The sequence below is a fragment of the Bacillus sp. ABA4_010 genome, from assembly GCF_056159105.1.
This window is the reverse complement of sequence record NZ_JBSWUN010000003.1, coordinates 2,869,253-2,890,681: the sequence shown is the minus strand read 5'-3', so window position 1 is coordinate 2,890,681 and position 21,429 is coordinate 2,869,253. Positions and strand designations below refer to the sequence as shown.

The window sequence follows — 21,429 nt, the reverse complement described above, 5'->3', positions numbered from 1 at the left end:
AGGGCTTTTGAGTGTTGTTTTATATACTCAAAAGCTTTTTTATATGATTGTGTCAGAAGATGATAGAAATTGACAAACGGAGGCAGGTAAAAGTGAAAAAGATGTAGAATAAGTGAAGCTGGAGAATGGGTTAACAGAAAGGGGTAGTAGTCTCATCATGACAGTTATGCATGGACAATCTACTGAGAATAAGGGGTATTCGGATTCTCAGAGACTGCAGCAATTAGAGATTATTTTCAACGAAGTAATGGAGCCTATTATGGTGTTTAATCACTCATTTGACCTACTTAGAATGAATGATGCAGCATGTCGGTTGCTTGAATGTTCAAAAGAGGAAATCGCCTCCTTTCAAATAAAAGATGTATTAATTACGTTTCCTCATCAAGTCATTGAACAATATTATGAAACGATGGCACATCAAGACCAGTTTTATTATGAAGGAGAAATGACGCTACCAAATGGTTTGAAAAAGTATATGAAGTTTGTTTGTAAAAAATATTGTGGTGACACGAAGATGTTTATCTGTACACTCCATGACGTTACCGAACAGAGAGTGCTGCAAAATGAACATTTTGTCAGTCAGAAAATGTTTCGCGATATGTATGACAAGGCGATTGATGGCATGATTATCTTCGATCAAAACGGACAAATCATTGATGTTAATCATTCCTTATGTGAGTCTCTTCAATACGAAAAGGAGCAGTTAATAGAAATGTCCTTAGCTGATCTTGTATCTCCGAAGTATCGTTATAAGCTGACGACTTTGTGGCGAAATTTGCATCAGGAAGGATGTGCCAAAGGAGAGCTGCCACTTACGTTGTCCGACGGGCAGAGCCGTTATTTTGATTGTACAACTACTTCTAATATTTATAATGAGTACTACATGTCCATTATGAGAGACAGTACAGCAAAAAGGCAAATGGAACAAAAATTGGCGAAAAGCGAACGGAAATTCCGTGAAATATTTGAAAGCGCAATTGATGCGATGATTATCTGGAATGATGATTGGAGTATTATAGATGCGAACCCTGCTGCCGCTCGTACGTTTGAACTGCCTCTTCCGAAATTGATTGGGAGAAATTTAGAGGATTTTATGAATATAGATGATTCCGAAACGATTCGTGTGATGAACGAACTACATGCAACAGGCTCCATACGTGCTGAATTGCCTTTTTATATGCCGAACGGAGAAATGAAAGAATTAGAATTCACCTCGAAAAAAGAGATTGTAGAAGGTTATAATTTAACCGCTTACAGGAATGTGAGTGAGCGGAAACGCATTGAGCAGGAAGTACGGGATAGTGAACAAAAATTCCGCCAAGTTTTTGATGGTTCGATGGATGGAATTATATTGTGGGACAATAATCGAAATATTATAGATGCGAACCCAGCCGCTTGTGAAATCGTTGAAAGTACAAAAGAAGAAATTTGCCGAAGGTCCCTTCAAGACTTTCTTCCTGTAGGGAATACGGAACAGATTCATAAACATCATCAAGATCTGAAAACGGAAGGAGAGGGGGATGGAGAACTGACGTACCGCATGGAGGATGGACGAGTCAAAAGACTAGAATTTTCCACTAAAAAGGATATTGTTCCCGGTTTGTATATGACCATGTTGCGAGATGTGACAGAGAAAAAAGCGATGCAGGAACAAATCCGGAAATCAGATACGATGCAAGTAGTAGGACAGCTTGCTGCAGGGATTGCCCATGAAATTCGAAATCCGCTGACTGCGTTAAAAGGGTTCGTCCAGCTTCTGCAAGGAAGTGTGAAAGAAGATTATTCATTGTATTTTGACGTTATCACATCGGAATTGAGGCGAATCGAGACGATTATTACGGATTTTTTAGTCATGGCTAAGCCTCAGGCAGTGAAATATGAGAAGCGGAATGTTACGCAAATCTTACAGGAGACAATGGATTTGTTGGGGGCAGAAGCTGCTCTCACAAACGTCCAGTTTAAAATCCAATTTGAAGACGTTCCCGATATCTATTGTGAGCCAAATCAATTAAAACAAGTATTTATCAATATATTAAAAAATGCATTAGAAGTTATGCCTTCTGGCGGGAAAATTTTTGTTTCCGCGGCTGGACATCAGGATGACTATATTGTAGTATCAGTTCAGGATGAAGGAGGAGGAATGCCGGAAGAGCGCGTCAAACGTCTTGGAGAACCGTTTTATACGACAAAGGAAAAAGGAACTGGGCTTGGGTTAATGGTTTCTTATAAAATTATAGAAGAACATAAAGGTTACATTGAAGTGCATAGCCAACTTGGGGAAGGCACCACATTTTTAATCCACTTACCTGTAGGGTGATGGGGGAAAGGATGGTTTATGAGTACTTATTATTATCGAAAAGTAAGCGTTCCTGTTTTTGGAAAACTGTATTTGATTTCAACGGAAAAAGGACTTTCGAATGTACTGACATCAGAAGAGGAGTTTACGGAATTTCAAACAATTCGCCCTGTCGAAGAGGGAGGACCTGATTCATGGGCTTTTCAAGCGGAGCAACAATTGCTAGCCTATTTTGAAGGAAACCGAACGATCTTTGATGTGCCATTTGATGTGGAAGGAACAATGTTTCAGCAACAAGTATGGCGAACATTATCGACCATCCCTTATGGAGAAGTATGGTCGTACGGCGATGTAGCTAAGATCATTGGCAATCCAAAAGCGGTTAGGGCAGTAGGGCAAGCCAATCGAGTGAATCCCCTTCCGGTCATTGTTCCTTGTCATCGAGTCATCGGGAAAAATGGAACATTAACAGGTTATGCGGGCAACCAAATTGGATTAAAAGAACAATTATTGCAGCTTGAAGGCATGAAAGCGGAAAATGGCAAGCTTATCGTCAGGCAATGATCAACAAGAAGGCTGGAAACTAGAAAGTGCTATAACTCACTTTCTAGTTTCCAGCCTTCTCCTTCGATAAAGACAAAATCGACCGATGTGACCATCTCGTTATCTGAATACGATCCATCATGAGACATGTTTGTTTCGCGTTCATCGCTGTACGGACTTTTACTCGAAACAGGTTGTTCTTTCGTGCTATCTTTTGTCATAAAGAGAGCCTCCTTCATGCGTAGATAAGAAAGTAACCATGCTTTCTTTAAACGTAAAGAGGAAGATCCATCTCCCATTCATTCTTAGCTGTCAATCCCGCGCTCAATTCAGAAAACAAAAAGATGGAGAAGATAAGGCTGTTATATTGTATGTGGTAGGACTGCTCTTTTTTCATTACATTTTCATGACAAATTTTAGACGAGCATGTATAGAAGAAAGCAAACGTCTATCGACCTTTGTTTTCTTCTATACTATGAAATGAATGACCGAGAATGTTTGTGCATTCGTTACATTGTTATTGCGGAAATAATTTTTGAATTTCTTCTACGTACGGTCCTTTTAAAACCCCTTTTTCCGTAATGATTGCCGTTATGAGTTCGTTTGGCGTGACATCGAATGCTGGATTATAGACAGCGATGCCTTCAGGAGCAATACGCTGTCCATGTAAATGAGTGATTTCTTCTGAAGCACGTTCTTCAATTGGAATAGCTGCTCCGCTGTCAATCGTCGGATCAAATGTCGAAAGAGGTGCTGCGACATAAAACGGAATGTTAAAAGATTTTGCAAGAAGTGCCAGTCCGTATGTTCCAATTTTATTGGCAGTGTCGCCGTTTGCGGCAATGCGGTCAGCGCCGACAATAATGGCATTGATTCCTTTCGTCTTAATTGTATGTGCAGCCATATTGTCTGTAATGAGGGTGACATCTACTCCAGATTGCTGTAATTCCCATGCTGTTAAACGTGATCCTTGTAAAACAGGACGTGTTTCACATGCATACACCTTCAGCGGAATTTCCTTCTCTACAGATAAATGGAAGGGAGCGAGTGCCGTTCCGTAGTAGGCGGTGGCAATAGAGCCGGCATTGCAAATGGTCATGACAGAGTCGTGCTTATGAAACAATGATAAAGCTTGTTCCCCAATGCTGCGACACACGCTTTCGTCTTCTACTTGAATTTGGATAGCTTCGTGAACGAGCGTTGTTTTTGCCTCATTTACAGATGAGACATCGTGAATGCTTTTTGTCAGTCGGTCAAGTGCCCAAAATAAGTTAACAGCAGTTGGACGTGAACTTGCCAAATAATCACGATCTTTTCCAAGTCGTATTTTAAATTCCTCAATATTTTTTTCTTCATAGCGGGAAGCGGCTAAGGCTAAACCGAAAGCGGCTGTAATCCCGATAGCTGGAGCTCCGCGCACCTTTAGTGATGTGATGGCTTCCCAAACATCTTCTATTGTTTTTAGCTCTAAATATTCAATCGAAAGAGGCAATGCTTGCTGATTTAATAAGCGAATATGTGTATCGTTCCATTGGACAGAACGCGGTAAAGGCAAAGTTGTTGTCATTGTGTTCCTTCCTTTCATGTATATTAAACGGTTACTTTTACGATTTCATGAATAATATCAGGGGTAATGCTTTGTTGATTTAAAAGCAATGCTTTGCCGATACGTAGGGCACGGCGTTTCGCTTGCAGTCTTGTTTGTGAATCTTCAATGCTGTCCAAGTCTGCGACATGAGCTAAGCCGATGGTACGACGAATCATTTCACAACCGGCAAAGCCTACGGCATCGCGCCATGTTGTTTTTAATACATAGTCTAAATATCCATGAACTGAGGCAAAAGCTTCATGACTGTCTTTTTTCCAAAGGTCCGTAAAGACTGTGCTGAATACAGTCCATGTTTCCTCTACTTGACTGAATAATTGCTCTTGTTCAGTTTCACTGCGGGTAATGGCATTTAATAATAAATTGGCGATGAACTGCCCTAAGTCAAAACCTAAAGGACCGTAGAAAGCGAACTCTGGATCAATGATTTTCGTTGTATACTCATCAGCAAAAATACTGCCGGTATGTAAATCTCCATGAATGAGAGCATCGCTATTCGTTAAAAACTTTTTCTTGAGTTTTGCCGCTTCAAGTTTGACAAGCGAATCGTTCCAAAGTGTTTCGACATCTTCCCGCAGTTCTTCTTCAAAGTCATTTGTTTCATGGTCAAAAAATGGATCGGTAAAGACAAGGTCTTCTGTAATTTTGCAAAGGTCTGGATTGACAAATTGTTTCACAAGTTCTTTTTTCGCTTCCGGGTCAAGGGCGAAATCGGATGTATAAAACAAAATGTTGGCTAAAAATTCACCTACATGCTTTGGTAAAAGTGGATATGATTTTCCTTCAATGAGCCCGGTACGTGAAATTTGCAGATGTGACAAATCTTCCATGACCGTTACTGCCAAGTGATCATCTGTATAGTAAACTTCTGGAACGTATTGAGGTACGTATTGAGCAAATTGTTTAAGCGCATTGCTTTCAATTTTGGCACGGTTTAAGCTCAGCGGCCAGCTTTCCCCGACCACTTTCGCGTAAGGGAGAGCTTGTTTAATAATTACACCTTTTTGGCTTTCGTCTGTAATGTGAAACACGAGATTTAAATTTCCGTCTCCAATTTCACGTGATGACAATACAGCACCTTCCGGGAATAAACGTAGTTTAACGGCTAAAGCAATGGCCGTTTCTTCTGTTAATGCCTTGTAAGCCGCTTTAGTAGATAATGACATGTTCAAAACCTCCATCATTTTATAAGTTTTCTTATCGGTTTAATAAGTTTTATAGTTAACTTGATTGAAAGAGGCTTTGTACATCTATTGCATTTCGAGTAAAAAAGCCTCTTTCTTAGCGAAAGAGGCTTGAAGACGATGCGTCCAAACCTCTTATCTGCCAGAAAGATATCTTTCTGTTGGATGTAGCACCGTGCCTTCATGAACAATGTAATGTTCAATAGCGCCAAAAAAAAACGGCGCTCCACCTTGCGATGGTAGTATGGTCGGTTGCTGGGCTTCATAGGGCCAATTCCCTCAGCCAACTCTTGATAAGAGATATGCTATATGTGATTGAAAATTTAGAATACATGTTAAAATTTGAATGTTTTAACCGCTTGATGTGAATCTTAACAGGATAAGCTTATTACTGTCAATCTTTTTTTATTTTGTGACACCACTTTTTTTCGTAGATGAACTCATCATACATAAAAATCCGTACGGCGGTCGGAGAAAATTGGGATTTGTGCCCGCACGTTTTTTACCTTCTCACTATCAATGATTCCGGTAATGATTTCTTCGCTTTCGGATGCTTCTGCTACAATTTCTCCCCATGGATCGATGATGAGGGAGTGGCCGCCAAATGTATTGTCAGGGTTGCTGCCTGTGCAGTTGCAAGCGACGACATAACATTGATTTTCGATGGCACGGCTAATTAATAGTGAACGCCAGTGGGCGATACGAGGAAGCGGCCATTCCGCTGATACGAATAACACTTCTGCACCTTGACTCGTGTGAACGCGCATCCATTCCGGGAAACGGATGTCATAGCAGATGAACCCTGCACAAGATGTATCATGTAGCGTAAACAGATTTTGAGTATCCCCAGCCTTTAAGTATACGTGCTCATCCATCAATTTGAATAAGTGCAGTTTGCTATATTCAGAGATGAGCTCTCCTTCTTGATTAAACACATACATCGTGTTTGTAATACCTGTGTCGGTTTTTTTGGCGACAGACCCTGCAACAATGGCCACTTGATGTTTGTTGGCAAAAGAAGAGAAAAATTGTTTCGTTTTTGCTCCGTCTTCATCCGCAATGTCCTCTAGGCGGGTCAAATCATAACCTGTCGACCATAGCTCAGGCAACACTATAATATGAGGTTGTTCTTCAAGGGCTTCCAGCATTTTTTCTTCTACACGCTGAAAATTTTTTTTCGGGTCACCAAAAGCAATGTCAAACTGAATACATGAGACTTTCAACGTCATATGTGCATTCCTGCCTTCCAATTAATTTCAAAAATAGCTTTACAAGATGATTACAACGATATATTATTTGTGACTAGAATTTCAAGAAATTTTTGAGAAGGTGTACAAAATGAAAAATTTTGAGCAGTCTGAGTTACTGAAACGTTTGCCGAAGCAGTTTTTTGCTTCGCTTGTCAATAAAGTGGCCAAAGTGATGGCAGAGGGGCACGATGTGATTAATCTTGGGCAAGGAAACCCAGATCAGCCAACTCCTCCCCATATTGTGAAGGCACTTCAAGAAGCGGCTGAAGATCCCCGCAATCATAAATACTCACCGTTTCGCGGTCATTCTTTTTTGAAAGAAGCTGTCTCCGCTTTTTATGAGCGCGAATATGGAGTGAAAATCGACCCGGAAAAGGAAGTGGCGATTTTATTCGGCGGGAAAGCGGGGCTTGTGGAAATTCCCCAATGTTTATTAAATCCGGGAGATACAGTATTAGTACCAGACCCGGGCTATCCCGACTATTGGTCAGGGGTGGAACTTGCTCAGGCTCGAATGGAAACGATGCCACTTCGCGCAGAACATCAATTTCTTCCAAACTACGAAGAACTGTCAGAAGAAGTCAAACAAAAAGCGAAGCTTATGTTTTTAAATTATCCGAATAACCCGACAGGTGCGACGGCAACGTCTGCGTTTTTTGAAGAAACAGTAGACATGGCTAAACAGCATGATATTTGTGTCGTTCATGATTTTGCCTATGGAGCCGTTGGATTTGACGGACAAAAGCCGCGCAGCTTTTTACAAACAGATGGGGCGAAAGAGATTGGCATCGAAATTTATACATTCTCAAAAACATATAACATGGCGGGCTGGCGTGTTGGGTTTGCAGTAGGGAATGAAAGTGTCATTGAGGCGATTAACTTATTGCAAGATCATTTGTATGTCAGCATTTTCGGTGCGGTTCAAGCAGCAGCAGCGACAGCTTTGCTAGAGTCTCAAAGTTGTGTGGATGAACTTGTTGGATTGTATGAATCACGCCGTCGTGTCTTTATTGACGGATTGCAGCAAATTGGTTGGGATGTGCAAGCGCCTGCTGGCTCCTTTTTTGCTTGGCTGCCTGTGCCTGAAGGCTATTCGTCGGAACAGTTTGCGGATTTGTTACTGGAGGAGGCACATGTCGTTGTTGCGCCAGGCATTGGGTTCGGTGAATATGGAGAAGGATATGTTCGTGTAGGCTTATTGACGGACGAAGATCGTTTGCAGGAAGCGGTTGCCCGAATTGAACGTTTAAATTTATTTTCCAAAAAATAATTGACAAAGAAAAAAACTCCTGTCATAATCCAAACTAGATTAATTGAACATGAACTTTTTGGAAACTAACATAAATAAGCAACTTTCTTATCAAGAGCAGGTGGAGGGATGAGCCCGACGAAGCCCGGCAACCGACTTAACGATGCAAGACTGTTAAGCACGGTGCTAATTCTTACAGCAGTAAGCTGAGAGATAAGAAGAGTACTAGTAATTAGCCTCTTCTTATCGAAGAGGCTTTTTGTTTTGAGGTTGGTGCTTGATAATGTTTGCTAGAAAATGGACTATACAATCATACAGCAAAGGAGAACGGAAGCATGAGTGAAGTAATTGCGAGCTATTTGATTCATGGATTATCAGGAGGGTTCGAAAAGAAGGCAGAAGGAATTGCGCTTGGATTAACAATTGGTTCGTGGACGGATTTGCCGTTGCTTGAGCAAGAACAGCTCAAAAAGCATAAAGGGCGAGTTGTGTCAGTGACCCCTTTACAAACGGATTCAGATGAGCAGGCGTCTCAAGTGTTAATAAAAATTGCGTATCCTGCTGCCAATTTTTCAGCAGATATCCCAGCTATTTTAACGACGGTTTTCGGAAAATTATCACTTGATGGAAAAGTAAAACTTGTCGACTTAGACTTTCACGAATCATTGCTCGAGCAATTTCCTGGTCCTCGCTTTGGCATCGAGGGAATTCGAAAGAAACTTGGTGTGTACGATCGACCGCTTGTTATGAGCATCTTCAAAGGAGTGATTGGACGGGATATTAACTATTTGACTGAACAGCTTCGGGAACAGGCATTAGGTGGGGTTGATCTTGTCAAGGATGATGAAATTTTATTCGACAGCAACCTGACGCCGTTTGAAAAACGAATTACGGAAGGAAAGCGAGTGCTAGATGAGGTGTTTGCCCAAACAGGGCATCGTACGTTGTACGCCGTCAACTTGACAGGCCGTACATTTGACTTAAGAGAGAAAGCGAAGCGCGCCGCTGAACTTGGTGCAGATGCCTTGCTATTTAATGTATTTGCTTACGGGTTGGACGTGCTACAAGCATTGCGTGAAGATGATGAGATTGCGCTTCCGATTATGGCTCATCCAGCTGTCAGCGGGGCATCAACACCGTCCCCCTATTACGGCTTTTCGTATTCGCTACTACTTGGGAAGCTATTGCGCATCGCGGGAGCAGATTTATCGCTCTTTCCGTCTCCGTACGGAAGTGTAGCGTTGCCGTTCCAAGATGCGGTGGCGATTAAGGAGGAGCTTATCGTTTCAAATAACCACCTTAAAACAGCCTTTCCTGTTCCATCAGCGGGGATTCATCCAGGCATGGTGCCATTATTGATTAACGATTTTGGAATTGATTCGGTTATCAATGCCGGAGGCGGTGTTCATGGACATCCAGATGGAGCCGCAGGAGGTGGCCGTGCATTTCGTGATGCGGTCGATGGAGTGTTAAGCGGAGAGACGCTTGAACAAAGAGCCGAGCAGTCCGAACCACTTCGAAAAGCGATTGCTTTATGGGGAACAGTGGAGGTGCCGTCATGAGTAAGCCCGTGATTTTCTGTGATTTTGATGGAACGATTACGAACAGTGATAACATCATTGCCCTTATGAAAACATTCGCTCCATCTGAGTGGGAAGTCATTAAAGATGACGTTTTGGCTCAGCGTATCTCTATTAAAGAAGGCGTCGGGAGAATGTTCTCCCTTTTGCCTGTAACGCTTAAGGAAGAGCTCATCGAGTTTTTGCTTGAGAACGCTAAAATTCGTGAAGGCTTTTCAGATTTTGTAGCGTTTGTGAAGCAAGAAAACATTCCGCTTTATATCGTAAGTGGAGGCATTGACTTTTTCGTGCATCCTTTACTCGACGGCTTCGTAGAACAAGAAAGCATTTACTGCAACGGTTCAGATTTTAGTGGGAAAACCATTACCATTACATGGCCGCATTCATGTGACGCGCAATGCGACAATGAGTGTGGTTGTTGCAAACCATCTCTCATTCGCAAGCTTGGGCAAGGATATGATTTTAAAATTGTCATCGGTGACTCCATCACCGATTTGCAGGCGGCTAAAATGGCAGATGCGGTTATAGCACGCGACTTCTTAATTGAAAAGTGTGAGGAATTACATATTCCATATCGTCCATTTACTACGTTTCACGATGTGATTGGACATATAAAAGAATTAGCGGGGGTGACATCATGAGTATTTTGGCGAAACGATGGCATGAGCTGGCAGACGTCAAAGATGAACTAGCTGCACGCGACTGGTTCCCGGGAACAAGCGGGAACCTAGCCATTAAAGTAACGGATCATCCGGTGACGTTTCTTGTGACTGCTAGTGGAAAAGATAAACGAAAGCGCACGGCAGAGGATTTCCTGTTAGTGGATGCAAAAGGGAATAAAGCAGAGGAAACGGATTTGAAGCCGTCAGCAGAGACGCTGCTTCACGTCGAGATTTATGAGAAAACAGATGCTGGCTGCAGTCTTCATGTCCATACGATTGACAATAACGTCATTTCGGAACTATATGGCGATGAGGGCGAAGTGGTGTTCAAAGGGCAAGAAATCATTAAAGCGCTAGGCATTTGGGAAGAAGATGCGGAAATTCGCATTCCGATTATTCGGAATCATGCGCATATTCCGACGTTAGCAGAGGAATTCAGCCAGCATGTGAAAGGGGATCAAGGAGCGGTTCTCATTCGCAATCACGGGATTACCGTATGGGGCAAAACAGCCTTTGACGCAAAGAAATATTTAGAAGCGTATGAATTTTTATTTAGTTATCATTTAAAAATCCGTTCATTACAATCAACATTTCAAACGGTTTAAATACAAGGAGGAAAAGAAAATGGCAGAAATTCGTTTACACAACAATAATGAGCGCATCGCAGATCAACAAGAGGTTAAGGAGTTTTTAGCAAGCAATGAAGTTATTTATGAAAAATGGGACATGACGAAGCTTCCAGAAGCATTGCGCGAAAACTACGCGTTAACAGATGAGCAAAAAAATGAGATCTTAACAGCATTTGAGGCAGAAATTGCGGACATTTCTGAACGTCGTGGCTATAAGACGGCGGATGTGATTTCGTTATCAGAAACAACACCGAACTTAGAACAGCTTCTGCAAAATTTCCAAAAGGAGCATCACCATACAGATGATGAAGTACGCTTTATCGTAAGTGGACACGGCATTTTTGTTATTCAAGGAAAAGATGGAAACTTCTTTGATGTAGAACTAGAGCCAGGAGATTTAATTTCCGTTCCTGAAAATGTTCGTCATTATTTCACTTTAATGGATGATCGCAAAGTAGTAGCGGTGCGTATTTTCGTCACAACAGAAGGATGGGTACCGATTTACGAATAATGAAACAGATGCATGAAAGGAATCAGCAGGAGTTTTAGCCTGCTGATTCCTTTAAAACCAAGTTTTCAGATGAGAATACTTTAAAAGAGAAGGGGAAACAACGATGAAATCGATTATCCGGACATTTTTATTCGCGCTAGTAGCGTTTGTCCTTGTATTTCCTTTAGCGGCCTGCACGAGCGAGCAGCCAACAGCTACTAATGCTGAAACAGAGCCGGCGCAGCAGGAACAAGCAAATGAGAAGAAGGAAGAACAAGCAGATAATAAGGAAGAGGCAACACCTGCCCCGAAAGGGAAAAATGGTCAAGTAAAAGTGGCGCTCGTGGCTGAATTTACGACTGGGACACATGCGTCACAATATGTGAGCGGAGTGAAAAAAGCGGCGGAAGAAAGCGGAATTGAACTAGTCATTTCTGATGCGAACAACGACCAAGCCAAAATGGCTTCTTATTTAGATACAGCCATCAATCAAGATGTAGATGGCATTATTATTAAGCACGGTCGTACGGAAACGTTGGAACCTGGTGTGAAGCGTGCGGTTGAAAAAGGAATTCCGGTCGTTGCTTTTGATGTGGAGTTAAACGTTGATGGCGTGACGACGATTGATCAAGACGACTACATGCTTGCATTATTAGCGTTGAAACAGCTCGCACAAGATATTGATGGTGAAGGGAATATCGTCAATATTTTCGTTGGCGGCTTTGCGCCGATGGAAAAACGAAATCGTGTATATGAAATTATGCTTCAGCGTTATCCTGGTATTAACGAAATTGCTCGCTTTGGAAATGCCTCAGCGAATACGTCATTAGATACGCAAACGAAAATGGAAGCTATCTTAAAACAGTATCCGAATAAAGGTGATATTAAAGCGGTTTGGGCGCCTTGGGATGAATTTGCCAAAGGAGCAACTCGCGCCATTAAAGAGGCAGGCCGTGATGAAATAAAAGTATATGGAATTGATTTATCCGATGAAGACTTGCAAATGATGCAGGAAGAAGGCAGTCCATGGGAAGCTTCTGCAGCGGTGAATCCGGCAGCGGTCGGTGAAAAGCAGGTCGATTTATTGCTTCAAAAATTAGCAGGAGAAGAAACACCGCGTTACTACTCATTCGACCCAGTACTTGTTACACAAGATGACTTACCGGAAAATCCAATTAATATGGACCAACTACATGAATATGTTGAGGATTGGGGAAGTAGCGAATAAGACAGATGCACAAGAAGCAGAAGAAGCTTTTTCTTCTGCTTCTTGTATGGAAAGGAGTGTTTACGTTGAGCACAGCGATGTCGTTAAAGATGAGCATCATTCAAAAATCGTTCGGTTCGTTTGAAGCGCTCAAAGGGGTCGATTTTATCGTTCAAAAAGGAGAGATTCATGCGTTGCTTGGAGCCAACGGAGCGGGAAAAAGCACGCTCATGAAAATTTTATGCGGCGTCTATGAAGAGTACGGGGGAAACATTACAAAAGGCGGGGAAAGCATTGACATTTATTCGCCAAGAGATGCGAAAAAATATGGCATTCAAGTGGTGCATCAAGAAGTGGATGTTGCCCTTATTCCTTATTTATCGGTCGCCGAAAACATTATGCTTGATACACAAGTCTCAACAGCTAAACGTTGGATTAGTTGGAAGGACCTTCAACAGCAAGCTAAGGCAGCGCTAAAGAAGCTCGGAGTAGAGCTTGATGTGAAACGAGAAGTGTCCACGCTGACGCTATCTGAAAAACAGCAAGTTTTAATTGCCCGCGCCATCGTACAGGAAGTGGAATATTTAATTTTAGACGAGCCGACCGCCCCGTTAAGTGTTGAGGAAACAAAGCATTTGTTTGCGGTCGTTCGTCAGCTAGCGTCAGCTGGGGTAGGAATTATTTATATTTCCCACAGACTTCAGGAAGTATTTGAGCTTTCGGACTGTGTGACAGTCCTTAGGGACGGGGAACATGTGGCGACGAAACGGGTCTCCGAAACGACGGTTGAAGAGGTCATCACCTTTATGCTTGGAACTTCGTTTGAAGAAGAATTTCCGAAAAAGATGGTTCCAATTGGTGACACAGTATTAGCTGTTAAGCAGCTTTCATGGGGAGAAAAGTTGAGAGATATTTCCTTTTCTGTTCGTAAAGGGGAAGTGGTGGGAATTGCCGGACTCGTCGGAGCAGGTAAAACGGAATTATGCCGGAGTTTGTTCGGCTTAAGTGATGAATTACGCGGAGAAGTAAAGGTTCGAAATGAACGGCTTGCTCTAAATAAGCAACCTTATTATTACATTCAGAACGGATTAGCACTTGTTCCCGAAGAACGAAGAAAAGAAGGAATTTTAGTAGAGGAATCGATTGTCTCCAATTTGACGTTGCCGAGCCTTTCCAAGTTTGCAAAACTTTCTTTTCTTTCTCGTTTTAAAGAACAAAAAGAAGCGAAGCGAACCGTGCAACAGGTCGGAATGAAAGCATCATCCGTCCAGCAGAAAGTCGGCACATTGAGCGGCGGCAACCAGCAAAAGGTAGCGATTGGGAAATGGCTCTTGCAAGATGCGGATGTTTATTTATTTGACGAACCGACAAAAGGAGTGGACATCGGTTCAAAGCGTGATATTTTCCAGTTAATTAATACACTCGCTGAGCAAGGAAAAGGAATTGTATATGCCACATGCGAATTCAATGAGCTGCTCGGCATTGCCGATCGCATTTATGTTATGTATGATGGCAGCATCGTTAAAGAGCTGACGAGAGAAGAAGCGACGCAAGAAACGATTTTTTATTATGCAGCAGGAGGTAGAAAAAACGATGAATAGTCAAACCGTCGAACAAAAGCCCATGAGCGTTTCAAAAAGGCAAAAAGTTAGTGTGTTCGATTTCTTCTATAAATATGGTACGGTCTTAACCATTGGACTAGTAATAGCTATCTTTTCCATCTTGTCCCCTAATTTTTTGACCGCTGCCAACATTAGTGATATTTTACGATCGATTTCCATTGTGACCTTAATTGCAGTCGGTGTGACGTTATCTTTAACGATTAACGGCCTTGATTTATCGGTCGGTTCAACAGCAGGGCTTGCGACGATTTTGTCAGCTTCTATGCTTGTTGTACATCGCCAGGAGTTAATTGTCGCCATTTTGGTTCCAATTGTTGCGGCTGTCGTCATTGGCTTAATTAATGCGTTTTTAGTCGTCAAAGTGAAAATTCCGGATATTTTAGCAACCTTATCCATGATGTTCATTGTCCAAGGTGCTTTATTAACATATACAAAAGGTTATGCCATTTATACGAATATGCCGCTTCCCGACGGGGGAAGAGCGCCAGGGATTTTTATTCCGTCTTTCATTCATATTGGCCAAGGGGAGATATTAGGGATTCCAATTCCCGTTGTTATTATGCTATTAGCGGTTCTCGTTGTACACGTTTTTTTAACATATACGAAACATGGCCGCTTCTTCTATGTGACGGGAGGAAATATGGAAGCAGCACGTTTGTCCGGTGTGGCGGTGAATAAGTATCGGGTGTATGCCTATGTTCTGTCTGCATTATTTGCAGGGATTGGGGGCATCGTGCTTGCTGCACGAATTGGAGTCGGAGAAGTGAATGCCGGAGCGCCGTTTCTCATGGATGCCGTTGCTGCTGCTTATATCGGCTTTTCTGTATTCGGAGCAGGGAAGCCAAATGTTATCGGGACCTTGTTCGGCTCTGTCTTAATTGGCGTTTTGTTAAACGGATTAACGATGCTAAACGTTCCTTATTATACGCAAGACATTATTAAAGGTGCCGTTCTTGCCGGAGCGTTGGCGATTACGTATTACCGGAAAAAGGAGCATACAACATAATAGAAGAAAGAGAACAGATGAAAAAGGCTCTGTGATAAATCTTTACCATCAAAGATTTACCACGGAGCCTTTTTTTTTATTTAACGTGTCCCGGAGTGCATGTATGTGCCTTTCATCTTTTTAAATGGTTTCGCCGTAAATAAATATACACCGCCAATGACTAAAAGACTTCCGGCAACCTGAGAAGCGTTCAGCGTTTCTCCCAAAAAGAAGAAGGCGAGAATAGCAGTGAAAATCGGATTAAAGTTTAAAAACATGCCTGACTTCGTTCCTCCGACTTTTTGAACACCGATGTTCCAAAAGACCATGGCCAATACAGTCGCACCTATACTTGAATACAATAAGGCAATATAAAAGCTTGAACCGGCATTTTCAATGGTGAGAGAAGAAAGTGTAAAAGGAATGGTCATGAGGACGCCAAATATCCCCGACCACAAAGTAGATTTAAATGGTGAAACATGCTCCATTGCTTTTTTAGAGGCAATGGAATAAAGGCCCCATGTCACCACTGCTATGATCATATACACATCCCCAATGTTAAAGTGAAGATGAAAAATACGGCTCATTTCCCCATGAGTCATTACAATCAGGACGCCTCCTAATGACACAGCCATCCCCATGATTTGCTGCCGATTCAATCGCTCTTTTAATAAGAAGAAAGAAGCAATCGCAATTGAAATAGGATTGAGTGTGGAAAGTAGTCCTACATTATCTGCGCTTGTATGCTCTAAGGCCAGAAACATAAAGACATTGAATAAAAGCACGCCTGTCAGTCCCATGAACATTAAAGGCCATAGCGCTTGCCTAGGAAAGGAAAACGACTTTTCTTTTTGCCATACGTAAGGCGTTAAACAGAGCACAGCAATAAGCCAGCGCAATGCGGTCAACAGCAGTGGAGATGCATGTGGAACAAGAAACTTGCCCGATACAAAATTGCCTCCCCATAACAGACTCGTTAATAATAACAATATGTAATACATCGGTTGCATTGAAATATCCCCCCATCTGTTCTCATCTTACTGTGAAATTCTGTATAAATCTATATATATAATGAATGAGCGGAAAAGTAGAAAGGGGGGCATCATCACACCACTTCGAATGTGCCATGTTCCTTATTAAAACATCGCAATGGTGTCGAATGATAGAAGGATTTATGTCGAATGAAAAAATTTGAACTTTATGTGAAGGTTTTTGAATGTGACGAAATGTTGTCACTACAACTATTTTTTACAATTCATTTACAAAGTTTTAAAAAAACTACTAAAAAAAATGTCTATTATTGCGAGTCTATTTACATAATTAGTAGAATTTGTAATAATGCGTTAGGGGGTTATTTTCTGAATAAGAATTAAGGGAGGACAACCATGTGTTTTTTTATGAGAAAAAAAACGAGGCAGAGGCGTTACTCATCGAAATTGTTCAAAAACGCCAAAAAATGATGTTAATAGCAGAAGAAAAAGGGTTTACAAACGAAGAGACGATCCGGTGCAGTCAAGAACTTGATGAACTCTTAAATATATATCAGCAGCTATTAGTGGAAAGAGAAAAGCCAAAAGGGTTTTTGTCTTTTTTAGTTAAACCGTTTGCCATACAAAAAATCAGTTGAAAGAATGAAAAAGAAGTCCCCGCTGAACGAGAAAAAGACACATGATGCTGCAAACGGTCCATACATCCCTAGAAGGCGAGGCTTCTTTCTGATCTTTTAATTTATTGTATTACTTAAAAGAGGTCAATTAGGAAAATCATGAACAATAATCCTACAATAAAAGAGTAGGTGGCAAACCGTTCATTGCCATCTCCGTGGCTTTCAGGGATTAACTCTTTATAAATAATGAACAGCATGGCACCGGCCGCAAAAGACAAACCGTAGGATACTAGTGAGCTAATATAGGAGGTTAAATAATAGCCAAGCAGTGATGTAACAATTTCAACGGCTCCTGTTAATGTGGCCACGAGAAAAGCTTTGAACTTTGTAATATTTTGCTGGATTAAAAAGAGCGCAACTAGCAATCCTTCCGGCGCATTTTGCAGTCCGATAGCTAAGGCGATTAAGTTTCCTGTATTCTCTGCATCAGAGGCATAGCTGACGCCGACAGACAATCCTTCTGGCAAGTTGTGAAGGGTAATCGCAGCGACAATCAACATCGCTTTTTCATCAAATTGCAACCCTTTTTTGGAATGTTCTAGATCAATATGTGGAATGTTCTGCTCTAACAATGTTAACGTGACCACCCCAAGTAGTAATCCCACCGCAAGTGCAGGAAAACCTCCTGATTGTAAAGCCTCTGGAATTAAACTCATAGTCGCGGCAGCTGTCATAATACCAGCTGTAAAAGCGAGCAGTACATCGCGCCATCGATGTGTCAGTGACTGGTGTAAAAATAGAATTGGCAAGGCACCAAGGCCTGTCGATAATGCGGATAAAATGCTTCCGATTAAAACTTCCTTCATGTTTTTTTCTCCTTTAATTAATTTCCTAACAATTCTTATAACAGGTATCGAAAACGCACGTTGGCACGAGATTAGGCTAAAAAAGAAACCCGTTCTCGTGCCTTAGTGAGCTGTAGTATATAACACAACTAAACGTCTTTCTATTCTGTCTTGGCAAAGTAACCCTCTTGAATGCGCTGAACATGATCTTCAATTTTGTTCGATACTTGAGGAATCCCGTAGCCAATAAAAATAGGAGATGTCGCAAAACGGGGAATCAGCTTGACCGCAATGTCTCCGTTGATGTAATAAAAGAATAGATTATAGCTTGTACAGCTTCGGTGAAAATGGTTCAAGACATAGTGTGCGGCCTTTTGGACGTAATCTGCTAAAATAGGCAAGTCTGTTGCATCAGACATTATGACATTAAATTCGAAAAAGCCGATTCGTGGCTTTGTGGAAAGATTGAACTGAACAGAGTTCTGTTCTTTAATAACGATGCCGTCCAATTGATCCCGTGAAACATGTTCATTGGCATCGATATTTTTCAAGCCGACGATTTGCATATGCGGATGGCGAAGGGACCCTCCTGACATCGGTCCATGGTTTTTGAAAAACATAACTGACCGATAGTCTCCGCTGTGAATCATGTTTAGCCAATGTTTAATGCCAAACGAAAAAAGCCGGTGCAAATGTTCTGCTGGATAATCAGATAGTTCTGATGAACATTCATCTGTTTCAATAATGACAGTTTGGAACGCATCCTCTAGAACAGGGAATTTATTTTTGAGCCAAATAATTGATCCGTCTTCATCTAAAATATCGGTTAAGGATGCTACATCACAAAACGGACATGGATGCTGTCGATTAATGATGGTTTCAGGTTTTTGAACCGCAATGGATGAATTAAAAATAAGATGGGATTGTTTCATAACGTTCACCTTTAATCACTTTTTTTTCATTATCCCATCTTATTTAGAAAAAGCCAACTTATTCGTTTTAGACTTATACTAAAATTTGGTTCGTTTAACCCTTGTTGTTTTAAACGAAGATGAAGCTGTATATTAGTATAGCGATAGAATGGGCCAAACGTATATCGTCGCGAAAGGAAGGGTTTGACAAATGAAAAGCTTTTTAGTATTATTATCTTGAAGTCGAGATACATGATAGTAGGCTGGTAGAAACTTAGACCAGTTTCATTAAAAAGAAGAAATTCCTATAGTTTCCCTAAATAGACTTCGCATTGGCTAAGTTCTTTATAAAGGATGAGGATAAATGATGAATGAACAAGTAACAAGAGAAGAATTGGATCAATCATTAAAGCTTTTTATCGTGTTATCAAGAGCGCATCGCTCCATTACGGATCACATCCATAAATTTATTCAGCAACATGATTTGAATCCGACGGAATTTGCGGTACTTGAGCTGTTATACCATAAGGGGCATCAGCCACTGCAACAAATAGGCGGCAAGATTTTACTCGCTAGTGGCAGCATCACCTATGTCATTGATAAGCTGGAGAAGAAGGAATTTTTAATGCGTGTTGCCTGTCCGAAAGATCGCCGTGTCACATATGCGCAAATTACGGAAAAAGGGAAAGAAATGATTGAGGGAATGTTTCCTAATCATGAACAGCGCATCCATGAATTAATGTCCGTATTAGCGGATGATGAAAAAGCGACATTAATTGATTTATTAAAAAAGCTCGGTCACTATACCGATCAATATGTTTCGTCAAAATAAAGAGGCAGGGACAAAACCCTAGCCTCTTTATTTTATAGTTTCTTCTAAATTTCGTATAATAAGCGTATACGATTATGGAGGCAGCGTGTTGCGATATGGAGGGGAGACTGTGCCTGAAACGCCTTCTTCCATATTCAATAGATAAGTGACTCCTATTGTGTAAAGGACAAAAAATTATAAAGGTGAGAGAGGAAATTGTTATGAAATTTAAAGATTATGTATATAAGCGTCCTGACCTTACAGCGATGGAGCAGCAAATGAATGCGGCTATTACTGAATTTCAGCAGGCGAAACAGGTAGAGCATCAACATGCTGCCATCCAGACGGTGAATCAAATACGAGCTGACTTCGACACGATGTATAATTTATGCCATATTCGTCATACGATAGATACGAATGATGAATTTTACCAGCAAGAGCAAGATTTCATGGATGAAGTAGAGCCGCATATGCAAAGTTTTGTAAACCGTTATTATGAAGCACTTGTTCAGTCACCGTTTCGTCAAGAACTTGAACAACGATGGGGATCCCATTTGTTTGCGTTAGCAGATACGCAATTGAAAACCTTCTCTCCAGATATTGTAGAAGATTTACAAAAGGAAAATAAACTCGGTTCTGAGTATACGAAACTCATTGCTTCAGCGAAGATTCCATTTGAAGGACAAGACCGCACGTTAGCACAGCTTGGGCCTTTCCTAGAGTCAAAGGACCGTGACATGAGAAAGCGGGCGGCTGAAGCGCGGATGGCCTTTTTTCAGGCGCATGAGCAGGAATTTGATGATTTATTTGACAAGCTGGTAAAAGTTCGAACGACGATGGCTAAGAAGCTAGGATTTCCTAACTTTGTTGAACTCGGATATGCGCGATTAGCACGTACGGATTATGATGCAAACATGGTGCAGAACTATCGAGAGCAAGTTCAGCAACACATCGTCCCGCTTGTTACCAAATTAAAAGAGCGTCAACGCCAAAGAATTGGTGTCGATCGATTAAAGCACTATGATGAAGGTTTTATGTTTGAAGGCGGAAATGCAGTCCCAAAAGGGGATGCAGCTTGGATTATCGAACGTGGAAAACAGATGTATGAAGAGATGTCTCCAGAAACAAAAGAGTTTTTTCATTATATGCTCGAGCAGGAATTGATGGATTTAACAGCGAAAAAAGGAAAGGCAAGCGGAGGGTACTGTACATACATTCAAAATTATGGCTCCCCCTATATTTTCTCCAATTTTAATGGAACATCAGGAGATATTGATGTACTAACACATGAAGCCGGCCATGCTTTTCAAGTGTATTGCAGCAGACATGTCGAAGTGCCGGAATATATATGGCCAACCTATGAAGCGGCTGAAATCCACTCCATGAGCATGGAATTTTTCGCATGGCCATGGATGAATCGCTTTTTTGAAGAAGATACCGAAAAATATCAATTTAGCCATTTAAGTGATGCGGTCATGTTTTTGCCGTATGGTGTATCAGTCGATGAGTTTCAGCACTTCGTCTATGAACATCCAGAGGCATCTCCGGAGGAAAGGAAGCGGATGTGGCGTCAAATTGAAAAGAAATATATGCCCCATAAGGATTACGACGGAGCGGAATATTTAGAGAACGGGGGATTTTGGCATCGCCAGATTCATATTTTTACTGACCCGTTTTATTACATTGATTACACATTGGCGCAAATGTGTGCCTTCCAATTTTGGAAACGCAGTCGGGAGAATCCGAAACAAGCTTGGAGAGATTATCTTCACCTTTGCCAGCAAGGGGGAACGAAGCCATTTACGGAACTAGTCAAAGAGGCTCGACTTCTATCGCCGTTTGAAGAGGGATGTGTAGAAGTGGTCATAGGTGAAATAGAGTCATACTTGAATGGAATTGATGACAAGTCTTTATCCGGTTCAACAGTTTAAGAATGCTTTGTTAATTTTGAAA

General features: G+C 41.5%; 20 protein-coding genes and 2 riboswitches. Of the genes, 13 read left to right on the top strand and 7 right to left on the bottom strand.

Features of this window, described 5'->3' with window-relative positions; all coding sequences use genetic code 11:
- Positions 1 to 157: 157 nt before the first annotated feature.
- A complete protein-coding gene (locus ACXAEO_RS15540) occupies positions 158 to 2,317 on the top strand; it encodes a PAS domain S-box protein (protein WP_474882721.1) in 2,160 nt (719 codons plus the stop codon).
- A gap of 18 nt (positions 2,318 to 2,335) precedes the next feature.
- Positions 2,336 to 2,860, top strand: a complete 525-nt coding sequence (locus ACXAEO_RS15535) for a methylated-DNA--[protein]-cysteine S-methyltransferase (protein WP_474882719.1) — start codon at positions 2,336 to 2,338, stop codon at positions 2,858 to 2,860.
- 29 nt (positions 2,861 to 2,889) lie between these two features.
- Here the strand turns inward: ACXAEO_RS15535 and ACXAEO_RS15530 are convergent, their stop codons facing one another.
- The 4 genes from ACXAEO_RS15530 to ACXAEO_RS15515 all read right to left on the bottom strand — a co-directional run bounded on the left by ACXAEO_RS15530 (position 2,890) and on the right by ACXAEO_RS15515 (position 6,858).
- Complete coding sequence (locus ACXAEO_RS15530; protein ID WP_474882716.1) at positions 2,890 to 3,060, bottom strand: hypothetical protein; 171 nt, start codon at positions 3,058 to 3,060, stop codon at positions 2,890 to 2,892.
- Positions 3,061 to 3,356: 296 nt separating this feature from the next.
- Positions 3,357 to 4,406 (bottom strand): S-methyl-5-thioribose-1-phosphate isomerase, encoded by a 1,050-nt coding sequence (gene mtnA, locus ACXAEO_RS15525; protein WP_474882713.1) that lies wholly within the window; start codon positions 4,404 to 4,406, stop codon positions 3,357 to 3,359.
- A gap of 23 nt (positions 4,407 to 4,429) precedes the next feature.
- Positions 4,430 to 5,611, bottom strand: a complete 1,182-nt coding sequence (mtnK, locus tag ACXAEO_RS15520) for an S-methyl-5-thioribose kinase (RefSeq protein ID WP_474882711.1) — start codon at positions 5,609 to 5,611, stop codon at positions 4,430 to 4,432.
- A 150-nt stretch (positions 5,612 to 5,761) separates the two neighbouring features.
- A riboswitch (SAM riboswitch) is annotated at positions 5,762 to 5,929 on the bottom strand.
- A gap of 143 nt (positions 5,930 to 6,072) precedes the next feature.
- Positions 6,073 to 6,858, bottom strand: a complete 786-nt coding sequence (locus ACXAEO_RS15515) for a carbon-nitrogen family hydrolase (protein ID WP_474882709.1) — start codon at positions 6,856 to 6,858, stop codon at positions 6,073 to 6,075.
- Between the two features lie 109 nt (positions 6,859 to 6,967).
- Between ACXAEO_RS15515 and ACXAEO_RS15510 the strand changes: the two genes are divergently transcribed.
- The 8 genes from ACXAEO_RS15510 to ACXAEO_RS15475 all read left to right on the top strand — a co-directional run bounded on the left by ACXAEO_RS15510 (position 6,968) and on the right by ACXAEO_RS15475 (position 15,324).
- A complete protein-coding gene (locus tag ACXAEO_RS15510; protein WP_474882707.1) occupies positions 6,968 to 8,149 on the top strand; it encodes an aminotransferase class I/II-fold pyridoxal phosphate-dependent enzyme in 1,182 nt (393 codons plus the stop codon).
- Between the two features lie 84 nt (positions 8,150 to 8,233).
- Positions 8,234 to 8,348: riboswitch (SAM riboswitch) on the top strand.
- Positions 8,349 to 8,463: 115 nt separating this feature from the next.
- The gene (mtnW, locus tag ACXAEO_RS15505) at positions 8,464 to 9,690 is read left to right on the top strand and encodes a 2,3-diketo-5-methylthiopentyl-1-phosphate enolase (RefSeq protein WP_474882704.1); all 1,227 of its coding nucleotides are present in this window, start codon (positions 8,464 to 8,466) and stop codon (positions 9,688 to 9,690) included.
- The gene (locus ACXAEO_RS15500) at positions 9,687 to 10,349 is read left to right on the top strand and encodes a 2-hydroxy-3-keto-5-methylthiopentenyl-1-phosphate phosphatase (protein ID WP_474882703.1); all 663 of its coding nucleotides are present in this window, start codon (positions 9,687 to 9,689) and stop codon (positions 10,347 to 10,349) included. Before mtnW ends, ACXAEO_RS15500 begins: the two co-directional genes overlap by 4 nt.
- A complete protein-coding gene (locus ACXAEO_RS15495) occupies positions 10,346 to 10,975 on the top strand; it encodes a methylthioribulose 1-phosphate dehydratase (RefSeq protein ID WP_474882700.1) in 630 nt (209 codons plus the stop codon). Before ACXAEO_RS15500 ends, ACXAEO_RS15495 begins: the two co-directional genes overlap by 4 nt.
- A gap of 19 nt (positions 10,976 to 10,994) precedes the next feature.
- Positions 10,995 to 11,510 carry a 1,2-dihydroxy-3-keto-5-methylthiopentene dioxygenase gene (locus ACXAEO_RS15490; protein ID WP_474882697.1) on the top strand — a complete coding sequence of 172 codons (516 nt, stop codon included), beginning with the start codon at positions 10,995 to 10,997 and terminating at the stop codon, positions 11,508 to 11,510.
- Between the two features lie 103 nt (positions 11,511 to 11,613).
- Entirely contained in the window at positions 11,614 to 12,717 is a 1,104-nt protein-coding gene (locus tag ACXAEO_RS15485) for a sugar ABC transporter substrate-binding protein (protein ID WP_474882695.1), read from the top strand.
- Positions 12,718 to 12,794: 77 nt separating this feature from the next.
- Positions 12,795 to 14,297, top strand: coding sequence for a sugar ABC transporter ATP-binding protein (locus ACXAEO_RS15480; protein WP_474884196.1), 1,503 nt, complete (start codon positions 12,795 to 12,797; stop codon positions 14,295 to 14,297).
- On the top strand, positions 14,290 to 15,324 hold the full coding sequence (locus tag ACXAEO_RS15475; RefSeq protein ID WP_474882693.1) for an ABC transporter permease: 1,035 nt from the start codon (positions 14,290 to 14,292) through the stop codon (positions 15,322 to 15,324). Before ACXAEO_RS15480 ends, ACXAEO_RS15475 begins: the two co-directional genes overlap by 8 nt.
- 80 nt (positions 15,325 to 15,404) lie before the next feature.
- Here ACXAEO_RS15475 and ACXAEO_RS15470 read toward each other — a convergent pair whose 3' ends face one another.
- Positions 15,405 to 16,313: a DMT family transporter gene (locus ACXAEO_RS15470; protein ID WP_474882690.1), complete on the bottom strand. Its 909-nt coding sequence runs from the start codon at positions 16,311 to 16,313 to the stop codon at positions 15,405 to 15,407.
- Positions 16,314 to 16,690: 377 nt separating this feature from the next.
- Between ACXAEO_RS15470 and ACXAEO_RS15465 the strand changes: the two genes are divergently transcribed.
- Positions 16,691 to 16,930 (top strand): Spo0E family sporulation regulatory protein-aspartic acid phosphatase, encoded by a 240-nt coding sequence (locus ACXAEO_RS15465; protein WP_474882687.1) that lies wholly within the window; start codon positions 16,691 to 16,693, stop codon positions 16,928 to 16,930.
- Positions 16,931 to 17,043: 113 nt separating this feature from the next.
- Here ACXAEO_RS15465 and ACXAEO_RS15460 read toward each other — a convergent pair whose 3' ends face one another.
- On the bottom strand, positions 17,044 to 17,775 hold the full coding sequence (locus ACXAEO_RS15460) for a ZIP family metal transporter (RefSeq protein WP_474882685.1): 732 nt from the start codon (positions 17,773 to 17,775) through the stop codon (positions 17,044 to 17,046).
- A gap of 140 nt (positions 17,776 to 17,915) precedes the next feature.
- The gene (locus tag ACXAEO_RS15455) at positions 17,916 to 18,686 is read right to left on the bottom strand and encodes a DUF4931 domain-containing protein (protein WP_474882683.1); all 771 of its coding nucleotides are present in this window, start codon (positions 18,684 to 18,686) and stop codon (positions 17,916 to 17,918) included.
- 346 nt (positions 18,687 to 19,032) lie between these two features.
- Between ACXAEO_RS15455 and ACXAEO_RS15450 the strand changes: the two genes are divergently transcribed.
- On the top strand, positions 19,033 to 19,497 hold the full coding sequence (locus ACXAEO_RS15450) for a MarR family winged helix-turn-helix transcriptional regulator (RefSeq protein ID WP_474884194.1): 465 nt from the start codon (positions 19,033 to 19,035) through the stop codon (positions 19,495 to 19,497).
- A gap of 200 nt (positions 19,498 to 19,697) precedes the next feature.
- Positions 19,698 to 21,407 (top strand): M3 family oligoendopeptidase, encoded by a 1,710-nt coding sequence (locus ACXAEO_RS15445; RefSeq protein ID WP_474882681.1) that lies wholly within the window; start codon positions 19,698 to 19,700, stop codon positions 21,405 to 21,407.
- Positions 21,408 to 21,429: the final 22 nt, after the last annotated feature.

What these genes read in the sequence shown, in the direction of transcription:
- ACXAEO_RS15540 (WP_474882721.1), top strand. Translation starts at nt 158, where the DNA reads ATGACAGTTATGCATGGACAATCTACTGAGAATAAGGGGTATTCGGAT.
- ACXAEO_RS15535 (WP_474882719.1), top strand. Translation starts at nt 2,336, where the DNA reads ATGAGTACTTATTATTATCGAAAAGTAAGCGTTCCTGTTTTTGGAAAA.
- ACXAEO_RS15530 (WP_474882716.1), bottom strand. Translation starts at nt 3,060, where the DNA reads ATGACAAAAGATAGCACGAAAGAACAACCTGTTTCGAGTAAAAGTCCG.
- mtnA (WP_474882713.1), bottom strand. Translation starts at nt 4,406, where the DNA reads ATGACAACAACTTTGCCTTTACCGCGTTCTGTCCAATGGAACGATACA.
- mtnK (WP_474882711.1), bottom strand. Translation starts at nt 5,611, where the DNA reads ATGTCATTATCTACTAAAGCGGCTTACAAGGCATTAACAGAAGAAACG.
- ACXAEO_RS15515 (WP_474882709.1), bottom strand. Translation starts at nt 6,858, where the DNA reads ATGACGTTGAAAGTCTCATGTATTCAGTTTGACATTGCTTTTGGTGAC.
- ACXAEO_RS15510 (WP_474882707.1), top strand. Translation starts at nt 6,968, where the DNA reads ATGAAAAATTTTGAGCAGTCTGAGTTACTGAAACGTTTGCCGAAGCAG.
- mtnW (WP_474882704.1), top strand. Translation starts at nt 8,464, where the DNA reads ATGAGTGAAGTAATTGCGAGCTATTTGATTCATGGATTATCAGGAGGG.
- ACXAEO_RS15500 (WP_474882703.1), top strand. Translation starts at nt 9,687, where the DNA reads ATGAGTAAGCCCGTGATTTTCTGTGATTTTGATGGAACGATTACGAAC.
- ACXAEO_RS15495 (WP_474882700.1), top strand. Translation starts at nt 10,346, where the DNA reads ATGAGTATTTTGGCGAAACGATGGCATGAGCTGGCAGACGTCAAAGAT.
- ACXAEO_RS15490 (WP_474882697.1), top strand. Translation starts at nt 10,995, where the DNA reads ATGGCAGAAATTCGTTTACACAACAATAATGAGCGCATCGCAGATCAA.
- ACXAEO_RS15485 (WP_474882695.1), top strand. Translation starts at nt 11,614, where the DNA reads ATGAAATCGATTATCCGGACATTTTTATTCGCGCTAGTAGCGTTTGTC.
- ACXAEO_RS15480 (WP_474884196.1), top strand. Translation starts at nt 12,795, where the DNA reads ATGTCGTTAAAGATGAGCATCATTCAAAAATCGTTCGGTTCGTTTGAA.
- ACXAEO_RS15475 (WP_474882693.1), top strand. Translation starts at nt 14,290, where the DNA reads ATGAATAGTCAAACCGTCGAACAAAAGCCCATGAGCGTTTCAAAAAGG.
- ACXAEO_RS15470 (WP_474882690.1), bottom strand. Translation starts at nt 16,313, where the DNA reads ATGCAACCGATGTATTACATATTGTTATTATTAACGAGTCTGTTATGG.
- ACXAEO_RS15460 (WP_474882685.1), bottom strand. Translation starts at nt 17,775, where the DNA reads ATGAAGGAAGTTTTAATCGGAAGCATTTTATCCGCATTATCGACAGGC.
- ACXAEO_RS15455 (WP_474882683.1), bottom strand. Translation starts at nt 18,686, where the DNA reads ATGAAACAATCCCATCTTATTTTTAATTCATCCATTGCGGTTCAAAAA.
- ACXAEO_RS15450 (WP_474884194.1), top strand. Translation starts at nt 19,033, where the DNA reads ATGAATGAACAAGTAACAAGAGAAGAATTGGATCAATCATTAAAGCTT.
- ACXAEO_RS15445 (WP_474882681.1), top strand. Translation starts at nt 19,698, where the DNA reads ATGAAATTTAAAGATTATGTATATAAGCGTCCTGACCTTACAGCGATG.